Here is a 21,705-nt window from a genome sequence, read left to right as displayed (position 1 = left end):
TTTCTTTTTGACTTTCGTTTATAAGTATAAATTGACAACGATTGGATAAGAAAGAATTATATGCGTTATTAAAGCAGTATCGTGCTGGAACGCTCGATATGGAGAATCTCTCCCGATTACGTCACTTCCTGGATACAGAAGAAGGACGTTGTATGTTGTCTGAAACATGGGATGATAAATTTGAACCGCCACATTATGTAGAGGATGACTTTATTCAATCTCGTGTTTTTCAAAATATAACAGATGACCAACGTATTAAGCCGATACTTTACCCGCATAAATCCTTTTTTAGAAATAGCTGGTATAAGATAGCTGTGGCAGCAGCATTTCTCCTGTTTGGCGTGGTAGGGGCGCTTTGGTGGTATACAAACGATACCGAAATGGAAAACCGTCTATCTATACAGCCTACTGATACAATTCTACCAGGGAGTAACAAAGCGCGGATTCAATTTGAAGACGGTAGCTTTATAGAGTTAGACCAAATTACCACCGATACCGTTTTGGCGGATAAAGGATTACATATCTTCAAGCGTGCGGATGGAAGCGTAAGCTATGCCTATGATGACAACGGTGCCACTCAGAAAGAACTGTATAATACGATTGTAACTCCTAGAGGTGGAGAATATAGCCTGACGCTTCCAGATGGCTCTAAAGTTTGGTTAAATGCCGCCACCAAACTTAAGTATCCGCTGAAATTTGCAAAAGACAGTAGGACCGTGGAGCTAGAAGGAGAGGCCTACTTTGAAGTGGCTAAGCAAAAAAGTGAGCATACTGCTGTGCCTTTCTATGTATCGAGTGGCACGCAGAAAATAGAGGTTTTAGGTACCCAGTTTAATGTCAATACATACGGCTCTACCTATAAAACTACACTGATAGAAGGCCGTATAGCTATGCATTATACGGGTATTGCCAAAGCGAAGATTCTTACTCCTTCCCAACAGGCTCTTCATTCGGTAGCTACGGGTGCAAATACCGTGCAGGTGGTAGATCCTAATTACAGCATTGCTTGGCGTTCGGGAAAGTTTGCTTTCGACAACGTATCTATCTATGAAGTGATGGATGAGATCGCGAGATGGTATGACGTAGAGGTGGATTTTGAAGGCGATATGTCTCAAGTTCGATACTCGGGGAGTATATCAAGATTTGAAAAATTTGAACAATTGTTACAATTAATAGAGTGGACCGACCTAGTAACATTTAAAGTGCATGGAAGGAGGATAACTGTCATGAAATAATGCTACGCAAGCCTTAGCATATAAAAAAGCAGGAACGTTGGAGCCGTCCCTGCAAGATATGCCAAAAGGCATTTTTGGATTGAAACTGAATGTATTATTACTCTCAACCTATTAACAAATGTATGAAAAAAAAAGGTTAGGGGCATGCTATGCCTTTAACTTACCTAAATTGAAAATTCCATTGTATATGAAATTGACATGGATTCTGATTTTAGTAGCCTCCATGCACCTTAGTGCGAGTACCTTTGGGCAAAAAATTACGCTAAAAGGGAAGAATGTTCGCTTGGCCACTCTATTGAAAGATTTTGAAAAACGTAGCGGGTACACTGTATTCTATGCGCAGGGAATCCTACCTAATCGTACGATTGCCAATGTTGAATTGGTGGATATGGAAGCGCTAGAATTACTACGGCAATTACTGGGACCTTATGAGTTGGATTTTAAGCGCAAAGAACGGAGTATAGTGCTATTGCCAAAGCAGGATGAAAAAGAGATTGTAAACGCGAGTGGGGCAATTATTCAACGACAGATTCTAAAAGGTGTCACCAAAATGGGTATAGGAGCGGTATTGGCCAATGTCACTGTACGCGATAAATCTACCGGTAAAATAACCCGTACTGATGAATCAGGAGCATTTAGTCTAGAAGTGACCCTTCCCACGGTATTGGAGTTTTCTCTTTTGGGCTTTGATAAAAAAGAGGTCAACGTAAGTAGTATCGCGGCACTTCAAGTGGTATTGACGGAAAAAGTCACGGATATGGAAGAAGCTGTCGTCATTGGTTATGGACAAGTTAAGAAAAAGGATTTAACAGGCTCAGTTGTAAATATTAAAATGGAAGATGTTAAAGATGCACCTGTACTTTCTGTCGATCTGGCGTTACAGGGGCGTGTACCTGGGGCCGAATTTACGGCAACTACAGGGGAACCAGGTGCAACGACATCAATCCGTATACGCGGTACCCGGTCTATAACAGCTAGTAATGAGCCTCTTATTGTTGTCGATGGTGTAATGGATGCGGTGAGCAGCCTGACGGATATTAATACCTCCGATATTGAATCCATATCTGTGTTAAAGGATGCGTCTGCTACGGCAATATATGGTACGCGTGGTAGTAATGGCGTTATTATTGTCACGACAAAACAAGGGAAGTCTGGAAAGGACAATATCACCTTGCGAAGTACTGTCGGCTTGTCTCAGCTGCCCAGAAAGTTAGATATTATGAATGCCTCGCAATATGCGCAGTATCGTAATGACTATGCTTTGTTTACATCGGCTGATCCTTACGGCGATATTACGATCAATTCTCCTATGTCGGCCTATCCTTATCCTGACCCTTATTCACTAGGGAAAGGTACGGATTGGGTGGACGAAATAACACGTATTGCTCCCTATCACACCCACAATCTTTCTCTATCTGGTGGAAGGGATAAAAGTAGTTACTACGCTTCTATTGCTTATGATAATACACAAGGTATTATCCAAGAGAGTGGCTTGGGGCGTTTTACAGGACGATTGAATCTCGATTATCAGCTTTTTCCATGGATGAAAGTGGGATTGAAGTATAGTTATACGAAGCGAGATGAAAATAAAAATCTGGTAACTATAGGGGGGACGAATTGGTGGAGTGGTGCAATTTATTTGAATCCGATGATCAAGGTTTATGATAATTTTAATGATCTGTGGTATTCTGGACAAAAGTTCAATTCACCCCGATCTATCCTTGATTCAGATGTGATAAATAATATCAAGCATGATGGCATTACCAATACAGGATATATTGAAATAGAACCTGTAAAGAACTTAAAATTGAATTCGCAGTTGACTTATTATTCCTATGGACGTCACAGCTTTCAATATGAACCAGGAAGCTTACCGGCTAAGGCAGATAATGAGGGAGGTATGGCGTATAGAGGCGAGTATACACAGAGCAATCTGATGAGTCAGACGACTTTGAACTACCTGAAAAAATGGGATGATATTCACCATTTTGATTTTACAGCCGGTTTTGTGGGTCAGAAGATTACGGATGATAACCTCACGCTACGTGGAGAGGGATATCAATCCGATGCCATTCTTTGGAACAATATGAATGCGATTCCAGATAAGGAAAATTATGTCGGTGGGTCGGGGAACACAAGTAAGACTTCAATGTCCTATTTAGCACGGGCTAACTACAATTATAAGAGCAAATACTACCTCACGGTAACAGGACGTAGAGATGGAGCTTCCAACTTCGCAAAGAATGAAAAATGGGCGTTCTTTCCTTCAGCAGCATTAAAATGGACAGTAAGCAATGAGGATTTTTTAAAAGATTCAGAATGGATCAAAGACTTTTCAATACGAGCGAGTGCTGGACGTACAGGGAATGATGGTATCTCTTCTTATCGGTCTTTGGCGGCCCTTTCCTCGTCAACTAGTGGTTACCTTTTTAATGGTTCCCAGCCTGTTGCGTTTTACCCATCCCGTCTAGCATCGGAAGAGTTGTCTTGGGAAAAAACCGATATGTACAACGTGGCTACAGATATTGTGCTATTCAACAATAGAGTGAATATGACGTTCGAGGCGTATCTGTCTTATACAAAAGACCTATTGCTTGATGTTCAGACACCGAGACACACCGGATACGCTACTCGGTTTGCAAATATCGGAAGAACCTCTAATAGAGGACTCGAGTTTAGTATAGAGACACGAAATATGCAAAAAGATAAGTTCTCATGGTCGAGTACATTTTCTATCTCGCATAATAAGCAGAAGGTAGATGATATCGGTCACTATGGTTATGTAAGTGCATATTCTGCATCCGGTAATAACAGTTATATGATGTATGGTTATGTGAAAGATTATCCATTGAACGCCTTGTGGGGATTCCAGTACGCAGGTACATGGAAGTCGCAGGAAGAAATCGATAGAAATAAAATAACAAAATCTTATGTCTCGGCTTCAGCTCAGCAGTACCGCTTAGGTTCAGCTCGTTATATCGATTCTAATCACGATGGTGTATTTAACGAAAATGACCTGATCTATCTCGGCAATGCCGATCCATTGGTTCATGGAGGTTTACAAAACAACTTTAGGTACGATAAGTGGACGCTTGGAGTCTTTCTAAATTACTCGTTGGGAGGCAAGATCTATAATATCTCCGAGCAATGGATGGGAAATGGAAGCAATTTTGCCAACCAGTATACCTATATGTTAGATAGCTGGCACCCTGTTCGTAACCCAAATTCTGACTTACCTCGGGCTGGTTCGGTCGATAATATAGCTTCAAGCCGTATGGTTTATGATGCTAGTTTTTTGAGACTTAAAAGTGTATCGATAGGGTATACATGGGATTTGGGTAAACTGACCAACAACAAATTAAGAGATGTACAGTTTGGGCTTGCAGGAGAGAATCTATTTGTTTGGAAAAAATACAATGGATTCGATCCGGACGTCTCATCCTCGAGCAATACATCGACTTTAAGAAGGGTTGATATTGGAGCTTATCCGAAGCCCAGAACTATCGTGGGCAGTATTCAAATAAGGTATTAAATCAAAAAAGTTTATAAATGAAACGTCTATTTATATTTTTTATTAGCAGTTTACTCTGGACAGGGTGTTCTATAGACGAGGAGCCTACGTCTTTTGTGAATACAGATAATTATTACTTAACAGAAGCACAGTGTATTTCTGGTCTCAACTCTACCTATATTCCTCTAAAAACGATTTATTCATATACTTATCTAATTGCGACGGAAGGTGTCACAGATCTGATGTATATCGCATCGGGTACGCTCGATGCGCAATTGGATATATCGCCTGCTTTGCCTCGTTTTGGACAAAATATGTGGAATCTAGGTTATCAGGGTGTAATGTACTGTAATTCGATTATAGCGGGGATTAAACGTTCGCCGTTACCCGAAGAGACCAAAAATAGATTGTTGGCCGAAGGGATGGTGATGCGTGCTTATTATTATTGGTTCCTGACCTCAACATTTGGCGATGTACCTTTTTATACGGAAGATGTAGCAAATGCTGAGGTGTTGGATAGGATCTCCAAAATGGGCAGAATGCCGGCAGTAGCGACACGAGATTATTTGATTGCCGAACTAGAGGAATATGTTCCGCACCTTGCACAGGTACGCACCAATGATGTACCGGGGAATCGCTCTGGAGCTGCCATGGGATGGATGCTGATCGGCAAGCTCGCTCAATGGAATAAGAAATGGGATGTGGCGCGAGATGCCATGGATAAGGTCGAAGCTATTTATGGGGACTTCAACAAATACCCGTTGGCGGATATTGCCCTGAAAAACAAGAATATTCTGGAGTCCATTTTTGAGGTGCAATTTACTTATTCTGAAACAGGGTTACAGGTGACGACAAACTCAGGAGCTATATGTATGCCTACACGCAGTACGGGAGCTATTTATGATGGTGTAGAGATACCTGAACTCGGTTCTACTTCTACAACCTGGTCACCTCTTCGGCCCAATAATTTCTTTTTTCAAAGTGTGATGCGCCGGGGCGGTGAGGATTTGAGAACAAATCTTAATATGGCTTGGGAATACAAAGGGGTAGCATTTAAGAGCACGGCTACAAGACCTTGGTTAGGAACTAAATTCTGGACATATAACATGTATAATGTTGCTGACGGAAATAATCAGCGTGTATTTCGATATGCCGATGCATTATTGATGCAGGCCGAAAATTATATGGAGCTTAGAAATCAAACAGACGCTATCAAATACCTAAATATGGTGCGTAATAGGGCTGGACTAGCAAACTACGAATTTAAGAACTGGGATCTGTTGAGAGAAGAGATTCAAAAGGAGAGAGGTCGGGAATTGCTTGGTGAGTATCAACGCAAGTATGATTTGGTACGATGGGGGATATGGTATCAAGCTACGTATGACTACACCGATTATGCTGCGTTGAAAAATAATATGTTGCCTTGTCATGAATACTATCCTATCCCTGACATTGAAGTCGTGAAATCAGGAAACAATTTGGATAACAAAGCTTATGAATTTTATGGAAAAGGTTAATATACATATAAAGATGAAGAGGTTTAGGTTACCCACTTTTCTAGGGATACTTTTCTTCTCGGTCCTGTTACTAGTGATGGTCTCCTGTAAAGATAAGGAAGAGGTTGAGCCTATAATTGAGGTGCCTGGCCCCGAAGAATTGAATTTGCCTGATACGCTAAAAGTAATCAGTTACAATATTCTGGAGGGAATGAAAAATGATAAAGCAAACAATTATAATAAGTTCGTGGAATGGATCAAGTCCCAAGCTCCCGACGTGTTAGCTTTACAAGAGGTCAATGGTTTCAATCAGAAGGAGCTGGAAAAATTAGCTAAGAGATATGGACATAATTATGTGATTACGAATCCTAAATCTACAGATAATTACCCAGTAGCTTTAACGTCGAAGTATCCGATCGAATCGAGGCGTCGAATCACCATGAATGTGTCGCACGGGGCTATTTTTGCAAGACTTAAAAATACAGACTTAAATATTGTCGTTACCCATTTTTGGCCGCAGGCTTATTGGAAGACCGTCGGTGATAATCTGGGAAATGATTATCGTTTGCAGGAAGCTAAGATTGTGTTGGACAGTACGATTCGGAAGTTCGCAGCAGAGAAGGATTGGCTGTTTATGGGTGATTTTAACTCTGTATCGCGTCGAGATTATGCTCCTTCTGTAACGACTAACAATTATTGGGCAATAGATGAAATCATGGGTGCGGGATATATTGATGCTATCCATTACTTACATGGCAATAAAGAAGATGGCAGTGCCAAGTATGATTTTCAATACCCGGGGAGACGAATCGATTTTATATTCGGAACGGAGCCGATATTGAAGAAAGTGACTAAAGCTATGCCTATCTATGATGAGTTTACTAAGGTGTATTCAGATCACCCCCCTATGATGTTTCATTTACTACTCTAGTATTTTAACGCTCGAATAATACAAAAATGAATAAGATAACAATATATAACATGTTTATCCATAGAAGTCTCGTACTTATTCTTTTGACCCTTTTGATGGGGTGTGAGAGAATGTTTGATTTGGGACTTTCATTGTCTGTCAATACCAACGAAATGCACCTCGAAGCCACGGAGGGAAAGACAAAGATTATGGTATATGCGGATGGTGACTGGAATGTTTCGATCAAAGAAGATGCGGATTGGCTGGCATTGGACCGTATGTCGGGGACGGGGAATTCGGATATCCTATTTTCCTATTCCCAGAATTTTGGTGTATCCCGTTCTGTTACATTAGTGATATCAAAAGGTAAGGAGAAACAGGAAGTAAAGATAATCCAAGCTGGGTTAAATGCTGCGTTCCGCTTTTCGAAGTCAAAATATACGATCACCAGGAATCCCTTTCAGATTAATCTACCAATTGTAAATGACTTGAAGTCTAATGTCAAAAATATAAAGATAGATTATCTCTATGATGATGAGACATCAGAGAAATGGATTACTGAAGCTTCATTTACAGATAATGGATTCCAATTTAAAGCCTTGGAAAACAACGCAGGAAGAAACCGTACAGTAAGGGTATACCTAACGGTTATAGACGGATTTGATAAGGAGTATACCGTATTCACAGATGTAGACCAATCTTTGCAGGATCCTGTATTGGTATCCCGCAAGCAGGTGTCTGTGTTGACAAGGAATGCGAAGATCGATACGGTTATCGTTAAAGGGAATGTCGGTGCATTGTTTCCCGACTTTGCACATGAAATCACGTATGAACAGGGAGCAGATTGGATTGAAAAGGTAGAATTAGCAAATGATAGTTTATTGATGATTGCTGTTCGGCAGAATAATTCTGGTGAAAGACGCACCGCTCGAGTGCAGTTGACCTACACGAACAATGGCACCAACTATATCAATTTCCTTCACCAGATCGAACAGTCAGCAGATGACTTTGAATACTTAACAATGGAGGACCTGAAAGCATTGATTCCAACAGAGAAAGGGGAAGTCAGGCTTAATACGCCACTCCAGGTTTTAGAGGCTTTTGTAATCTCCGATGCAGCGAATGCAAATATGGAGTTGAACCCCAATCAGTCATTCAATGCTATTGATTACGATGAATCGCTTAAAACTGCCTATGTGCAAAACGGACAAGGAAGCTCTGGTATAAGATTGAAATTTGCCACTAAAGGGGCGAATACCTTGAAACGTTATAGTAAAGTGACTCTTTCTGTAGATGGTTTAGTATTGCTGAAAGAATCTAATCCAACACGCTATACCATCAAAGGGCTCGTCGCGGGTAGTGTTGTTAAATCGGAAGCCGGTACTGCAACTAGCCTACCGACAAAATCTAAAGCGATAGGTGAATTAAACGACAGTGATATGTATACTTATGTCACGTTAAAGAATACCAGCATTTCGGTGCCTTATGGTAGTTATGTCAATGTAAATATGGGGTATGCAGCTATCTTTAACTGGAATCAGGCTGGGACGACTACGCCTTATGTCGATGCCGTGCCGACAGCCATTTATGATGACCAAGGCAGTAGCCTGAAGGCGGTAGTAAATGTTGCTGCTTCGTGGAGCCGCAGTACATTGCCTACAGGATCAGGAACATTTTCTGGTATTATCGTGCATCACAAATTGATTAAGTATGGTTATGGAGACGGTGAAATTGGTCGTTATTCGATCCGACCCGTAACGCAATCCGATATTAAGCTCAATGGAACAGAAAAGGCTAATACTATAGTCGAATGGAAATGGATGAATCCAAGCAATCTCTCTGCCAACGGAACTATTCAGAAAAGTGGAGATAAGATCCTGCCTGCAGTTGGTAGTGGTGAGATGGGATGTACAGTAGCGGGGGCGGCTTCTTCGGTGGGTGCGCACCCAATCTTCCATACTGATCCGACTTCTAAAGCTGTGCCAAGCTCTGCAGCCCAATTTAATACGAAGTGGTGGAACGCTACGACAAATAAGGGTGAAGGCTTTGTCTTCAAATTCTCGACAGCTGGTATAAGTGCAAGACAGTTGCTTTTCAATTTCAGCCAAGGTGGAGGATCGGGAACAGCTGCAACTTTGAATGTGCCAACTTACTGGGAGATTGCTTACTCTTTAGATGGTGTCAATTACAGCGTACTTCCGAATTCTACTTATGGCATCCGTCCGCTGGCGGGTTGGGGGCTAAACCATATGTATACGGCGAATGGTCTGAATACGTTTACCTTCAAATTGCCGAATGAGTTATTGGGCAAAGCAAACGTTTATGTTAAGTTACAAGCTCAGAAGGATGTCTGTGGAGTGGATTCGCCAAATGGTGCAGAGAGTGGAAAAATTACAGCGTCATCACCGATAGTAACTGTACGCTTGGGAGCAGTCGCTGTTAAATATATACCTTAATATTAAGATAGAAAGATGGTCAGATTACAATATATTGCTGCTTTTTGCTCATTGTTGTTAGCTTTAGCATGCAAAAAAGATGATGCAGAATATCTCAAGTTTTCAGAACTTGGGGCTGCAAAAAAAGAGTATACAATTCCGGCTACTGCTGGTCAGCTGGAGATTAAAGTGTTGTCCAATGGGAACTTTGAAGTGGTATTACCACAGGAACAGTCTTGGTTAAAGCTAAGTAATACTAAAATGAAGGGAGACACCAGCTTCCTATTGGATCATGAAGCTAACGTTGGATTTCCGCGTAAGTCTGTAGTTGCGCTGTATGCAGCAGAAAGCGAGCGTTATGATACCGTCATGGTTAAACAAAACGGTACCATACAGCCTGTATTGAATTTTCCAACCTTGAATACAACAGTATTAGGTGACGGAGGAGCGGTAGTCGGCAAGCTAAAAACCAATATTCCGCTGGAGGATATGACCATAAAGGTTATTTATCCTACACCGGACGCCGAAGCTTGGTTAAATGAGGATTTCGCATACGATCCTAATACTGAAAATTTTAGCTTTACAGTCAAACCGAATACTTCGCAGACAGAGCTGCGCAATGTACAGGTTCGCCTTTCTTACAAAGACGGTTGGGATATCGAACATGTGTCTACGCTATATCTGTTGCAGGCAAATGCACAGAACAAGTTCGGGACCCAAGCAGATTTTCCAGAGGTACGGGTATGGGCTGGAGAGAAGATAACTTCTGATTTGTTTATCGAAGGGCATGTGGTCAGTGATGCTGGTAATCCAAACGTGGGGGATGCTCCTCAAACGACGCCAACAGCCATTAACTATACGCAAAATGACCGTACAGTATATGTGCAGAGTTTGGATGGACGCTACGGCTTTCGTATCATAACAAGTACGCCTGCGGACAATATCTTCAAGAGATATGGTAAGGTGCAGATTCTGTTAAAAGGTGTTGGAGTAGAACGCGAGGCTAATCCAAACCGTTACACGCTAACAGGTGTAACATCGACGATGGTGATGAAACAGGAGGAAGGCACTTTCAGTCAGCTTGCAGTTAAGCAGAAGTATATGAAAGACCTTACAGATGACGATCTTTATACCTTTGTTACCTTGAAAGATGTGGAGTTTCCGATCCGAAAGGGTTCCTTTACACCGATCAATGAAGGTTATTCTACTTTATTCGCGGCACATCGAATCGGTAAATACCCTTTGCTGATGCGTGATAAAAATGGAGATGACTTCTTTACGTTAACGAATACGCGTACCAGCTATCGTAGAGATGGCAGTATGTTACCTTCTGGATCAGGGACAATTTCTGGTATCATTGTGCATGAAAAGTTCACACGATTTGAGTATCAAGATGCGAATTTGGAGCAAGATTATGGAAATATCGGAAGATATCAGATCCGTCATTTGACTAAAGAGGATATTAAAATCAATGCTGCATTGAATAGTGGTTTTTCTGAATTGCTTACCGAGTATCAATATCCGAATATTACGAATGGTATCGCCTTACCTACGCTAGGTAACAATGGTAGCATAACCTTTTCTACGAATACGGTGAGCCTAGGTAGAAATTTAGATTTTAGTTATCTGGGACCTGTCGGGAAAGAGAATTTAGGAAATACAAATCAATATGGAAATGGTGTGTTGACAGGCTCAGGCAGTAAACAGAATACGGAAGCTAACACTAACTCTGATGGTAAAGGAGCTGTGACCAATGCTGCAATTACGGCTAACAATACATGGTGGAATTATGAAAAGAATAGAGGAGAAGGATTTGTGATAGATTTTTCTACGCTGGGAATTAATACAAGTCAGCTTTCACTACAATTTACCGTAAATAATCTTGTGGGGGGGACTGGAAAAGGGGCTCCGCGCTATTGGAAAGTAGAATGGTCTGAACATGGTAATATGGACGGTACTTGGACCAAAATAAAGAGTTATACGGTTCCGGATGCTCCTTTATTTGCAAATACCAATATACACCAGCTAGCAGCGTACAAAAATATTAATGTCAAGCTTCCATTGGCAATGTTAGGGAAATCAAAGGTATATCTTCGATTGGTTGTCGAAAAGAACCTCGCTTCTGATGGAAGCAGTTATGCAAGTGAACCGTTGTCTGTGGCAACAACAACAGGGATAGGTTATTTAGCTATTCGCTATAATAAATAAAGATATGATAAGAAAGATTACAGGATTGTTTGGACTTTGTGCATTAACTTGTACTACAGCTTTAGGGCAATTACAGCATAACTTACCCCTACGTATAAAAGTAGGGGTGTATAACTTAGGACACTTTAATCAAGGTCGATTAGGCGGATTTCAGGGGGATGGGAAGATGATGCAAGCAGAATTGTTCCGCTGGAAAAGCTGGATTGGCGAACAGGGGCTTGATGTATTTGCTGTAAATGAATGGAATCGCTATTTCGATAAAGATAGTACCGTAGTAGCCGAGGAGGCTTTGTTGAAACCGTTCTATAAAAACGTCTATTTTGGGAAGGAGAATAAGTGGATTTATAACGGTATCGCAACGAACTATACCTTGGAAAATATACGCCAAGAGAAGTGGGATGGCGATTATTATGCTGTGTTAGGTGATCTGAAAGTGGGAAATAAGACTATTACAGTTATATCTTCACATATTCCTTGGCAAAAGGAATGGCATAACAGTTCGATTGATGCGCTATTGACTGAGTTAAAGAAGTATGAATACTTTATCTGTATGGGGGACATGAATGCTGCTGATAAGGTGCAGTTGAAGTTTACAGAAGCTGGCTTTAATATGGCGAATGGGGGCGTACAAGGCTGGTTCGGTACTGCGGTAGGTACAAATGCTGCTGAAGGTCGGGTTGGAGCTGTACCTAACAGGAGTATCGATAATATCGTAACGAGTAGCAACATTAAAATAATGAATGTATCTGCTCCATTCACGCACTTGAATGATTTGGATCATCTCCCAATCTTAGCGGATTTAATCGTTACTTGGTAACATTACGACGGGCTGTCTTTTTCGAGACAGCCCGTTTTATATCTTGCCGAAAATAGCGTATATTCAGTGTCAATGACATTAGCCCCATAGAAAGAAGATGATCGCGCCTGAAGTTAAAAATCCGGAAGATATCCCTGTTTTATTCGTTGAAGCCTGGAACTTACGTCGAGCTGATTATATCGCCGATTTATTTGAAGAAAATGCTGATTTTATTAATGTGGTCGGTATTTGGTGGGACAATCGGGAGGCTATTCGTAAAGCCCATGACTACGGATTGACAGTGATTTTTAAGGATTCTTTATTGAAATTGGGAAAAGTAAAAGTAAAGTATCTTTCTGAAGATATCGCCGTGGTACATGCTCGGATGCAACTCTCAGGACAGACCGATTTGCACGGTAAGGCAGGTGCTCGGAATAATATATTTCTTTTTGTCGCTCGAAAACAGGCAAAGGGCTGGTTATGTGTCTCGGCACAAAATACAGATATCGTAATTGGAGCGGAAACACATATCAAACGCGAAGATGGCACGCTACAGGCAGTAGATTATAGAAAAAGGAGTTAAGCCAAGACGAAAGCGTTCGATTGTCTAGATATTTAGATCTTGCATTGCGGGCATATTGATCTCTTTGACACAGCTTGCATTAGAGGTATGTGTTATAAATCGAAGGGCATTGATGACATCCGCAAGGGGAATAAGTTCTTCATTGTTTTGTTCATCTTCAACTGTAGCTAAATATCCTAGATTCAAAATGGATACCCCGATTTTATAAGGGCGTAGATTCTCTCTTAATGCATGTATCATTCCTCTTAAGGCGAATTTAGTAGCAGAAAACGCTACTTCCTTACCGTTATGGTTGTCCAGTCCCCATGTAGAACCGATCAAAATCACTTTAGCATTGTTAGCTTGTTTCAGGTTAGCAATGACCGATTGTATCGTCAATAGGCAGGATGTAATATTTGTGTTTATAATAGAGACTATTTCGGATTCGGACACATGCTCGAAATCGTAATCTGTTGAAAAAGCCTGTTCTTCCCAGATACCAACATTATATATGAAGTAGTCTAGTTTCTGATCCTCCAGCTGCTCTTTTAGGATTTGTGCGGATATAGAAGGATTGGATAGGTCCATCGAGATCCACTTCATGTTCTTCTGGGTGTCTAAATAATCGGGTTCACTTCTTGAAACACCGAATATGGTATCGGCTGTATCGGGTAGCTGTTGCGTTATTGCTTTTCCGAGTCCTTTACTCACACCAAAGATTAAATATGTCTTTTTATCCATGTCTTCTAATTTGAAATTAGCATCAATCTCTCGTTAAATCTATTTTATATCTCATAATCCCTTTTTATTAAAGGAAACTATTTCGCTTTTTCAACAATTAGGATTTTATTGCTGCCTTTTTCGACCCCAATGTTTAGGCTATCGCGTTGTGTTAAACTATTACGTAGTAAAAAAAGATAATTTTCAAGTTCTTTGTGCTGCTCTTCTAACCAAAAGGAAGAAGCCATAATACCGATCTGTATCCTATAGACGGAGTCCCCTTGAGGTTCAAGTTGTTCGATTACTTGATCATTATACCATACAAGATCTTTTTTTTCTTGGCGTGTGTCACAAGACAGTAGGAAAAAACCTGATACGACGAGCAAGAGCATATTTTTAAGCATACCTTCTAAATTAGAATCGAATTTACATTTTTAGTCGAATTTAAAAGGAATAATAGAACTGGTTTTTCTATCTGTGCTCTTTACTATTAATGTCTTATGATATGCGGTACAAATCTACTTTGATCTGTTGTGATCGGCATATCTGATTCTCTAAAGGATATACCACAGGATTCTTGTCCGATTACCCAGCTACCTATTATGGCGAATCCAGTATCCTCCCGATGTAAGGAGGCTAGTTCTTGGTAAATATATCCTTCTTCGCCGTATTCACCTTCCGTAGAATAGATCATCTGTTTATCGTAGTACATCTCGATATTAGCCCCCTCTCTAGAGAGAATAGGCTTCTTTACAAAATGCTTTAAATAGTCCGGCTCCTTAAAGTAGGCGGCAAGCAGGTTGGGGTGATTGGGAAATAACTCCCACAGGATGGGCAGTATCGCCTTATTGGATAACAACATCTTCCAAGAAGGTTCGATCCACTGTGTCTGATTGAGATCATTAATTACATGTACGCCAAAATCTTCACGAACCATCCATTCCCAAGGATACAATTTGAATATAGATTGAATAGATTCGCCTTCTAAATCTACAAAATCGCGTCCTGTCCAGCCGATATCATCTATATAGATTAGCTTGGTCTGTAATCCTGCCTGGATTGCTGTATCCCGAAGGTATTCTATATTTGTTAGATCTTCTAGGGTTTCTTTTGCACAGGAAAAATGCAAAATATCCCCTTTAAGATAAGGTTTTAGTTCGCCCCAGCTGTTTATCAATTGTTCGTGAATGCTGTTGAATTGATCAGTGAGCTCCGGAAAGTAATGTTGTTTCCAATACCATTGCACTATGCCGGTTTCAAACAATGAAGTTGGTGTATCGGCATTGAACTCTAACATTTTCAATGCGCCACTCGTCGTATCGTAAGCGAAGTCAAATCTTCCGTAAATGGAGGGTTCATCATTTTCCCAGGTCCGTTCAATGTGATGAATCATAAATGGAGGAATATGAAAGTGATCATAACGTTTGTGTTTGATCACATACTCGACAGCTTCTAGACACATCGACCATAATTCGCTGGTCGCTTTATAGATAAGATCAGCCTCTTTGCTGCTTATCTCATAGTAATAATCATCGACCCAATAGGGGACCCCATCCATGCTGTGGTATCCGTATCCAATAGACTCCAATCGAGATTCCCAGTTGGGATCTATACGTAGCTTCTTTACTTGCATTATGATCCAGCCGATGCTTTAGGGGTAGTAGTCGCACTCTTACCAAAACCACCTCGTTGTGCATTAAAAGCTGCAGCCTTTGCTGCATTGGTGCCGGATACTGACTGTGGATGCAAGCTGTTATTGGCATAGCCTAATACGCCTCCCATATGCCTGAATGCCATAAACCAGAGTAGAGAAGATCCCATACCACCTCCAGTACCATGTCCAGGACGGTAGTTGTCCGTGACTTCCGTATAGGCTGCGGTAGAGTCTGCCCGCATATATACGCGTTGCTTTCCATCCGCCTGCTGTTGCTGCGGTTGTCCACATGATGCCAATACTGAGGTGATCAGTACCAGCTGGATATTTTTTGCTGATGATTTTCTCATTATTGTACAGTTACATAAATAGGAACTTTGCTCAGTGTTTTCGTAGAATCTACACCATCCCAGGTGTTGGGTGCAGCGGCAGTAATGATAGTATCGCTTTTTGCAGCGATCTGTTCTCCGTTGTACCAGATATGCTGCGTCGTAATGTGCAGTACAGAATCTCCTTTTACAACTGTTTTTAAAGTGACTTCTCGTGCCGATTTTTTATCCAGTTGCTCCAACTTTTGTTCCTTTTCTTGACTACTACAAGATGCCAGTGCCAGTAGGGAAAGTACGCCTATTAAATATTTCATAATGTCCATATACCTCACAAACTTACAAAAAAATGGCCTGATAGGCAATAGAGTAGGAGCGAAACCCAGCCGTGCTATATCCGATTGTGGGTCGATCGTTTTTGCTACCCAAGGATTTCGGGATCATCAGTGTCTTAATGACTATCTTTAGAAAGAGCTGTATTCTCTTTTGTCGATTTACGAAACGTTGTGTAATCGCATCCGTACCTAAAATTCGTACAGCCATACATTTGAGATTCGCCTATTTTGTTTGATATGTTCTTGATAAATCGAAGTTCGCCGCCGCATTGTTTACATTGTTGAGTGTATGGGGTTAGTGGGCCGACATAATCGAGGTGAAGCTCACGGATGAACTTGGATTGCTTGTTTTTATCCAATAGAAAATAAAACTTTTCCTTGGCTCTGGTCATAGCGACGTAGAAGGCCCGTCTTTCTTCGCTGTTTGGGTATTGGTCGTCACCCGATAATAGAAGATTTAATACCTTATCGTCAGTTAGTTCTGCAGGAAAGCCATATTTTCCGCCTTCGCAATTTATTAAGATGACGATATCAGCTTCAAGTCCCTTTGCACTGTGTACGGTTTGAAAATCAACCTTCTTGTCTAGCTGTAGTTGATTGTTACGGATGGTATTTCCTTGTTTATCGATCTGAATATCGCGAAGAAGTGTATGAATATGGATATAGGATTGTTTTTTTACGACATGTATATTTTGCGATTCAATAATACGATTGATATCATGTTGATACCTTCCCAACAGCAGTATAGACTTGTATTGCAGCTGTTCTCCATATTGCTTGTAAAGCTTTTGTAATACATGGAGCAAATCTTGGTTAAGGTGAGCTACACCATCCTGCGTGAATTCGAAGAAAGCCTCTGTCTTGCGATTGTCTGGATTTCGCAATGTCTTTTCTATTTGATTGGGATTCTTTAATATGAAACGTGAAGAAATATGGATCATGGGTTCTGCAAATCGATAGGTCGTTTCAATCTTCTTAACGATTGTATGACCAAAGAACTCTTCAAATCGATTAAATAGAGTCAGGTCGCTACCAGAAAAGCGGTAAATGGATTGCCAGTCGTCTCCTACAGCAAATAATTTACAAAAGCGTTGTTTCTTCAATGCTAATAGGAGTTTACAGCGATTGATCGAGATGTCCTGAAATTCATCGACAACGATATACTTGTAAGCGTGTAGGTACCGATTGCTTTTGACCTTTAGTGTCGCACTGTGAATTAGATCGTCAAAATCTACCTTTTTGAGCTGTCTTAGTTTATCTCGATAAGCGAGGTATATGCGATTGATAATATAGAAAAACTGTTCATTGCGATTTTGTAACGCTATATCCTGTTTGAATTGCTGTCGGTTACTTTTCATTAACTTGTCGAAGGTCTGATCACTGGATTTGAACAGCGTTATGAAGGTCTGCATTAACTTGAGGACTGCATCTATTTCCTTGCCGTAGGTCTCTTCTAAGATTTTGTAGACCTCTTCATTGGGTTTTCGTCTTAGTGCAATGCCGTATTTTGAGAGATGATTGATTAAATTCTCTTCAATAGTTTTGTCCTTAAACTCTTGGGCATAGGACTTAACATATTTGCTACCACAGGATTGGTGTATGTTGTTACGCCAGATTAAGGTATCTTCCGTTTCGTCCACATCGAAATGATCTATGAAGATCAGGTGATCTTGAGGAGATGGACAGGTTTTGATCTGCTGTGCGTCATAACCATGGAGATAGATGGTGAATGTAGGCTTATATCTCTTTAGTTGTTTATTTACAGAATCTCCTTGGCCTGAATCCAATGAGGCTGTAAACGGAGTCTCGTAACTGTAGGAAATACCGTGTAGAAATAGAAAATTTGCGATATAACAGTGTTCTCCATTTTTTACAAATTCACCAGTCATGCGCCTATCACGTCCATGCAAGAAAAATTGGCGCTTGGCGAGTAGTCCTTGTATGGATTCAAACTCGCTGTCTTTTAGATAGTCAATATAAGCAGCATAGCTTTTAAAATCACCACTATTTAGGACCGGACGGATCCCGTTGAGCACAAAATCGTTGAATGAAGATAAGTACGTTGTATCCATGCACATACGCTGATGTATATCTACGATGACTCGATCAACTTCATTTGGAGGTAGAATGTCGGGGTCAGATTCATCTTCTTTAATAATCTGATAGGCAAGGGCATGAAAAGTACGGCAAGTGACACCTAAATGAGCTAGCTTTTTTTTCAGATCATCTGCATTCTTTTTAGCAAAAGACAGTACGAGTATATCCGTTGGTTTAGCCAATCCACTGTAGAGTAGGTATTCTATTTTCCCTTGTACTGTAGTTGTTTTTCCGCATCCAGCTCCAGCAATGATTAAGGTATTGTCATCGTCATGAAGAATAGCATCGATCTGCTGTTTGTCCAAAGGATGGGAAAGTAAGGTTTGAAAATATTTTTTAGACCTATTTTTCTCCCGTTCCAGAAAGGAGGTGTTGTGGTTTATTCTGAGCTTTTGGCTATCGGCTACATAAGTGTATATCGCTTGATAGGATATAGACAAAGGATTATCTATCTGAACATTCTTTTTAAAGGCAAGGAGTGGAAGCTTGCGCTCAATATAGGCTATTTTTCGAGCCAAATCCGTATTTGAACAATAGCGATCTTCAAAGGGGAGAATCTGTTGGTAGATGTTTTGTATATCAGATGAATGGCTGCTCAAGAGTTTGCTGAACGCATTAACATCAGCTTCTAACGTTAGTTTTTTATCTTCATCTTGCCTTTTATTTCTTAAGTAATGGTATCGTAGCACGAGCCCTATGAGGGCAAGACAGATTATGATCAGTATGCTGGCAAATGTAAACATGAACTTAGCGTAATGTTGCGAAGATACAAGTTTGTCGGAGCTAAAATATACTTCGTATCAGGGTGTGGAAAACTATATCTGCTCCCAAGATCGAATTTGAAATACAGTCTTGGAAGCAGTTTATAAGTTAAGGTGTATGCCGATAATTAACGCCAGCCGCCTTGCAAAGTGATGTGCCCGAAAGATTATAGGTCTGTTTTATTTATATGTTTATGTCCTATTACATTGTTTCAAGGCCGCGGGCGTAGGCGGGTGACCAAGGAATTTTCACACCAAGTTCGTTCGCAAATTGAAGCACCAAGTGCGGGTTTTGTAAAAATCCACGACCAATCAAAATCAGGTCTGCTTGTTTTCGTTCAAGTATCTGCTCAGCCTGTTCTGCTCGTCTTATTAAGCCTACTGTCCCGGTTAGGATCGAGGTATCTTCTTTTATGCGATGCGCAAAAGGAACCTGATAACTCTCTTTTACCATAATCTCCTGATGTCGGACCGCACCACCTGATGATACATCTACCACTTCAACACCCATGGTCTTGACGATTTCGACCAGCTTAATCGACTCTTGTAGATTCCAACCTCCATCGGCCCAATCGGTAGCGGAAATACGTAACCACAGGGATTGTTGCTGTAATACGCTTTGTACTGCTTCAATGATCTGGACTAGAAAACGGATTCTGTTTTCAAATGAACCACCATAATCATCGGTGCGAAGATTGGTCAAAGGAGATAGAAACTGATGGATTAAATAACCGTGTGCACCGTGAAGCTCGATAATATCATATCCTGCCTGTACCGCCCGTGAGGCCGAATCCTTAAAAGCTGTTATGAGTTGCTGTATTTGTGTAATGCTAAGAGCTACAGGGGCATTTTCTGTTATATGATAGGGGATTGCCGACGGTGCTACGGTCTGCCATCCATTTTCTTGATCTGGTCTGATTTGCTTCCTGCTGATCCAGGGTTTTTCTGTAGAGGCCTTTCGTCCTGCGTGTGCGAGTTGGATACCTATCAAACTGCCTTGCTGATGGACAAAGTCAACAATATCTTTCAATGGTACTAATTGCTCGTCTTTCCATAATCCTAGATCTCCGTAAGAGATGCGACCATCCTCAGTAACAGAAGTCGCTTCTTGAATGATTAAAGCTGCCTTTCCTATCGCAAATTGGCCTAAGTGAACAAGATGCCATCTGTTAGCAAATCCGTCAACAGCGGAGTATTGACACATAGGGGACACGACGATCCTGTTGGATAGTGTTTGGTTTTTTAATGCCAAAGGGGTAAATAGTAGACTCATATATATAAAATTACATTATTTTGAAGAGCGAAAAAAACTATTTGTGATCGATAAGCCTCTTTGTAAATAAATGACATAGGGACTACAGTTATCGAGGTTGGGACTGTAGAAAGCTAATTATCGCCTTTATAAAACCGTTTGGATTGGCATAATGTATATTGTGCTCTATATTTTCAAATACTTGATGGTTGATCAAATTGGGATGCTGAGCAACTAATGCCCTATTTGCTTCATAAATTGGGATCGGATCCTTGGACGAACGGGCATCCATTATTAACACCGGGACGCTGAGATTTTGAAATATTTCTGCAGGACGTAAGTTTATGATAGAAGCGGCGTATTTACTGACTTTAGGACTGCTGAATAAGACCTCAGACATATGGAGGCTGTCTTGCATATGGTAGTATTCAGGCTGTCCACGATAGGTAACCCATGAAGAGCCCTGCGGTTTGATATAGCTGAGAATCTGAAACTGATTACTGGTTTCTTCGGGATTATATAGGCTTTTGTAGGCTTCAAATTTGCTTCGGTGATAACCAAAATATTTCTCTTTGATGTCCTCAGGTACATTGACTTGTTGTAATTTTTCTTTTAGGCCCAAACTATCTAAATGGAGATAACTATGATCGAAGTCTACCGAACCACCATCTTCTAGGATTAGGGCGTCCACATAATCTGGGTATAATTTGTAGAAGTTGGTCGCAAGGAATCCTCCCCGAGAAAAACCACCAATTACTACTCGTTTAATCTCTAGGTGATCGAATAGAGATTTAATGTCTGAACAAAGGTCATCAAACGAAGCGTCAAAAAAGGGTGCTTCTGTTTTGCCGGCATTATACTGATCGATAGATAGGACCCGATACCCCTGGTTGGTCATATCTTGAGCAAAAGGCATAAATTCATAGGCATTGCTCAAACTACCATGTAGCCATACAAATACCCGTTCTGTCGCCGAAGTATCCCCCCATTGGAGATATGATAATTTAACGTTTTTAGTATCGACATACCGACGGTGTTTGACCTCGAATTGTTTGTAGGTCACGAGATCTGATCGGAATTTATTTTGTAGGATTACGCCGGTAAGTTCTTGAGAATAGGCCTCTAGCAAGTACAGACAGAATAATGAAAGTAAAAAAAATCTAGACCGTAATAAGTTCATCATCTTGAATTCGCGAATCCTACTGTTTTCAAACCTACGTAAATTTGCCTCTATACGCAATTTAATTGCGTTCGAATATTAAATTTTGTAGCTCTCCTCAGCCAATAGAATGTTTTATAGAGGAAATGTAGAAACATTTCTTTGAGTGAAGCTGAGGTTCAATTTGATATTAAGGAGATATTACAAAAAAGAGATTACTTTAAGAGAAAAAGTCCTAAGCGCAGTGC

At 40.7% G+C, this 21,705-nt stretch carries 16 protein-coding genes; 8 read left to right on the top strand and 8 right to left on the bottom strand.

Annotated features, from left to right (window positions below; all coding sequences use genetic code 11):
- The first annotated feature begins 41 nt into the window (after positions 1-41).
- The 8 genes from G7B18_RS15460 (at position 42) to G7B18_RS15425 (ending at position 13,174) form a co-directional block, all read left to right on the top strand.
- A complete protein-coding gene (locus G7B18_RS15460; protein WP_164108492.1) occupies positions 42-1,235 on the top strand; it encodes a FecR family protein in 1,194 nt (397 codons plus the stop codon).
- 187 nt (positions 1,236-1,422) lie between these two features.
- Positions 1,423-4,767 carry a SusC/RagA family TonB-linked outer membrane protein gene (locus G7B18_RS15455; RefSeq protein ID WP_164123382.1) on the top strand — a complete coding sequence of 1,115 codons (3,345 nt, stop codon included), beginning with the start codon at positions 1,423-1,425 and terminating at the stop codon, positions 4,765-4,767.
- A gap of 17 nt (positions 4,768-4,784) precedes the next feature.
- Positions 4,785-6,263 (top strand): RagB/SusD family nutrient uptake outer membrane protein, encoded by a 1,479-nt coding sequence (locus G7B18_RS15450; RefSeq protein ID WP_164108494.1) that lies wholly within the window; start codon positions 4,785-4,787, stop codon positions 6,261-6,263.
- A 13-nt stretch (positions 6,264-6,276) separates the two neighbouring features.
- Positions 6,277-7,173, top strand: a complete 897-nt coding sequence (locus G7B18_RS15445; protein ID WP_164108495.1) for an endonuclease/exonuclease/phosphatase family protein — start codon at positions 6,277-6,279, stop codon at positions 7,171-7,173.
- Between the two features lie 26 nt (positions 7,174-7,199).
- A complete protein-coding gene (locus G7B18_RS15440; protein ID WP_164123380.1) occupies positions 7,200-9,608 on the top strand; it encodes a BACON domain-containing protein in 2,409 nt (802 codons plus the stop codon).
- Positions 9,609-9,623: 15 nt separating this feature from the next.
- A complete protein-coding gene (locus G7B18_RS15435) occupies positions 9,624-11,795 on the top strand; it encodes a BACON domain-containing protein (protein ID WP_164123379.1) in 2,172 nt (723 codons plus the stop codon).
- A 4-nt stretch (positions 11,796-11,799) separates the two neighbouring features.
- A complete protein-coding gene (locus G7B18_RS15430; protein WP_164108498.1) occupies positions 11,800-12,612 on the top strand; it encodes an endonuclease/exonuclease/phosphatase family protein in 813 nt (270 codons plus the stop codon).
- 97 nt (positions 12,613-12,709) lie between these two features.
- Complete coding sequence (locus tag G7B18_RS15425; RefSeq protein WP_164123377.1) at positions 12,710-13,174, top strand: SgcJ/EcaC family oxidoreductase; 465 nt, start codon at positions 12,710-12,712, stop codon at positions 13,172-13,174.
- Positions 13,175-13,198: 24 nt separating this feature from the next.
- On the opposite strand, the gene G7B18_RS15420 is transcribed toward G7B18_RS15425, so the two are convergent.
- The 8 genes from G7B18_RS15420 to G7B18_RS15385 form a co-directional block, all read right to left on the bottom strand.
- A complete protein-coding gene (locus G7B18_RS15420) occupies positions 13,199-13,894 on the bottom strand; it encodes an SDR family NAD(P)-dependent oxidoreductase (protein WP_164123376.1) in 696 nt (231 codons plus the stop codon).
- 77 nt (positions 13,895-13,971) lie between these two features.
- Positions 13,972-14,277 carry a hypothetical protein gene (locus tag G7B18_RS15415; RefSeq protein ID WP_164108501.1) on the bottom strand — a complete coding sequence of 102 codons (306 nt, stop codon included), beginning with the start codon at positions 14,275-14,277 and terminating at the stop codon, positions 13,972-13,974.
- A gap of 86 nt (positions 14,278-14,363) precedes the next feature.
- The gene (locus tag G7B18_RS15410; protein ID WP_164108502.1) at positions 14,364-15,506 is read right to left on the bottom strand and encodes a glutathionylspermidine synthase family protein; all 1,143 of its coding nucleotides are present in this window, start codon (positions 15,504-15,506) and stop codon (positions 14,364-14,366) included.
- Entirely contained in the window at positions 15,506-15,877 is a 372-nt protein-coding gene (locus G7B18_RS15405; RefSeq protein WP_164108503.1) for a hypothetical protein, read from the bottom strand. The genes G7B18_RS15410 and G7B18_RS15405 overlap by 1 nt, the downstream gene beginning before the upstream one ends.
- Complete coding sequence (locus G7B18_RS15400) at positions 15,877-16,170, bottom strand: hypothetical protein (protein ID WP_164123374.1); 294 nt, start codon at positions 16,168-16,170, stop codon at positions 15,877-15,879. Before G7B18_RS15400 ends, G7B18_RS15405 begins: the two co-directional genes overlap by 1 nt.
- A gap of 134 nt (positions 16,171-16,304) precedes the next feature.
- The gene (locus tag G7B18_RS15395) at positions 16,305-19,028 is read right to left on the bottom strand and encodes a UvrD-helicase domain-containing protein (protein WP_164123372.1); all 2,724 of its coding nucleotides are present in this window, start codon (positions 19,026-19,028) and stop codon (positions 16,305-16,307) included.
- Positions 19,029-19,248: 220 nt separating this feature from the next.
- A complete protein-coding gene (locus tag G7B18_RS15390; protein ID WP_164108506.1) occupies positions 19,249-20,319 on the bottom strand; it encodes an NADH:flavin oxidoreductase/NADH oxidase in 1,071 nt (356 codons plus the stop codon).
- An 88-nt stretch (positions 20,320-20,407) separates the two neighbouring features.
- On the bottom strand, positions 20,408-21,481 hold the full coding sequence (locus G7B18_RS15385; protein WP_164123370.1) for an alpha/beta fold hydrolase: 1,074 nt from the start codon (positions 21,479-21,481) through the stop codon (positions 20,408-20,410).
- Positions 21,482-21,705 lie beyond the last annotated feature (224 nt).

It is taken from the genome of Sphingobacterium sp. xlx-130, assembly GCF_011007405.1.
In the GTDB taxonomy this organism is placed as follows: Bacteria; Bacteroidota; Bacteroidia; order Sphingobacteriales; family Sphingobacteriaceae; genus Sphingobacterium; species Sphingobacterium luzhongxinii.
Note: the sequence above shows the minus strand (reverse complement) of the source record. Positions and strands in the feature narration are given on the sequence as shown.

Bases quoted from the DNA above. Each gene is read 5' to 3' on its own strand.
- G7B18_RS15450 (WP_164108494.1), top strand. From the start codon at position 4,785: ATGAAACGTCTATTTATATTTTTTATTAGCAGTTTACTCTGGACAGGG.
- G7B18_RS15440 (WP_164123380.1), top strand. From the start codon at position 7,200: ATGAATAAGATAACAATATATAACATGTTTATCCATAGAAGTCTCGTA.
- G7B18_RS15425 (WP_164123377.1), top strand. From the start codon at position 12,710: ATGATCGCGCCTGAAGTTAAAAATCCGGAAGATATCCCTGTTTTATTC.
- G7B18_RS15410 (WP_164108502.1), bottom strand. From the start codon at position 15,506: ATGCAAGTAAAGAAGCTACGTATAGATCCCAACTGGGAATCTCGATTG.
- G7B18_RS15430 (WP_164108498.1), top strand. From the start codon at position 11,800: ATGATAAGAAAGATTACAGGATTGTTTGGACTTTGTGCATTAACTTGT.
- G7B18_RS15385 (WP_164123370.1), bottom strand. From the start codon at position 21,481: ATGATGAACTTATTACGGTCTAGATTTTTTTTACTTTCATTATTCTGT.
- G7B18_RS15400 (WP_164123374.1), bottom strand. From the start codon at position 16,170: ATGAAATATTTAATAGGCGTACTTTCCCTACTGGCACTGGCATCTTGT.
- G7B18_RS15405 (WP_164108503.1), bottom strand. From the start codon at position 15,877: ATGAGAAAATCATCAGCAAAAAATATCCAGCTGGTACTGATCACCTCA.
- G7B18_RS15390 (WP_164108506.1), bottom strand. From the start codon at position 20,319: ATGAGTCTACTATTTACCCCTTTGGCATTAAAAAACCAAACACTATCC.
- G7B18_RS15415 (WP_164108501.1), bottom strand. From the start codon at position 14,277: ATGCTTAAAAATATGCTCTTGCTCGTCGTATCAGGTTTTTTCCTACTG.
- G7B18_RS15435 (WP_164123379.1), top strand. From the start codon at position 9,624: ATGGTCAGATTACAATATATTGCTGCTTTTTGCTCATTGTTGTTAGCT.
- G7B18_RS15445 (WP_164108495.1), top strand. From the start codon at position 6,277: ATGAAGAGGTTTAGGTTACCCACTTTTCTAGGGATACTTTTCTTCTCG.
- G7B18_RS15420 (WP_164123376.1), bottom strand. From the start codon at position 13,894: ATGGATAAAAAGACATATTTAATCTTTGGTGTGAGTAAAGGACTCGGA.
- G7B18_RS15455 (WP_164123382.1), top strand. From the start codon at position 1,423: ATGAAATTGACATGGATTCTGATTTTAGTAGCCTCCATGCACCTTAGT.
- G7B18_RS15395 (WP_164123372.1), bottom strand. From the start codon at position 19,028: ATGTTTACATTTGCCAGCATACTGATCATAATCTGTCTTGCCCTCATA.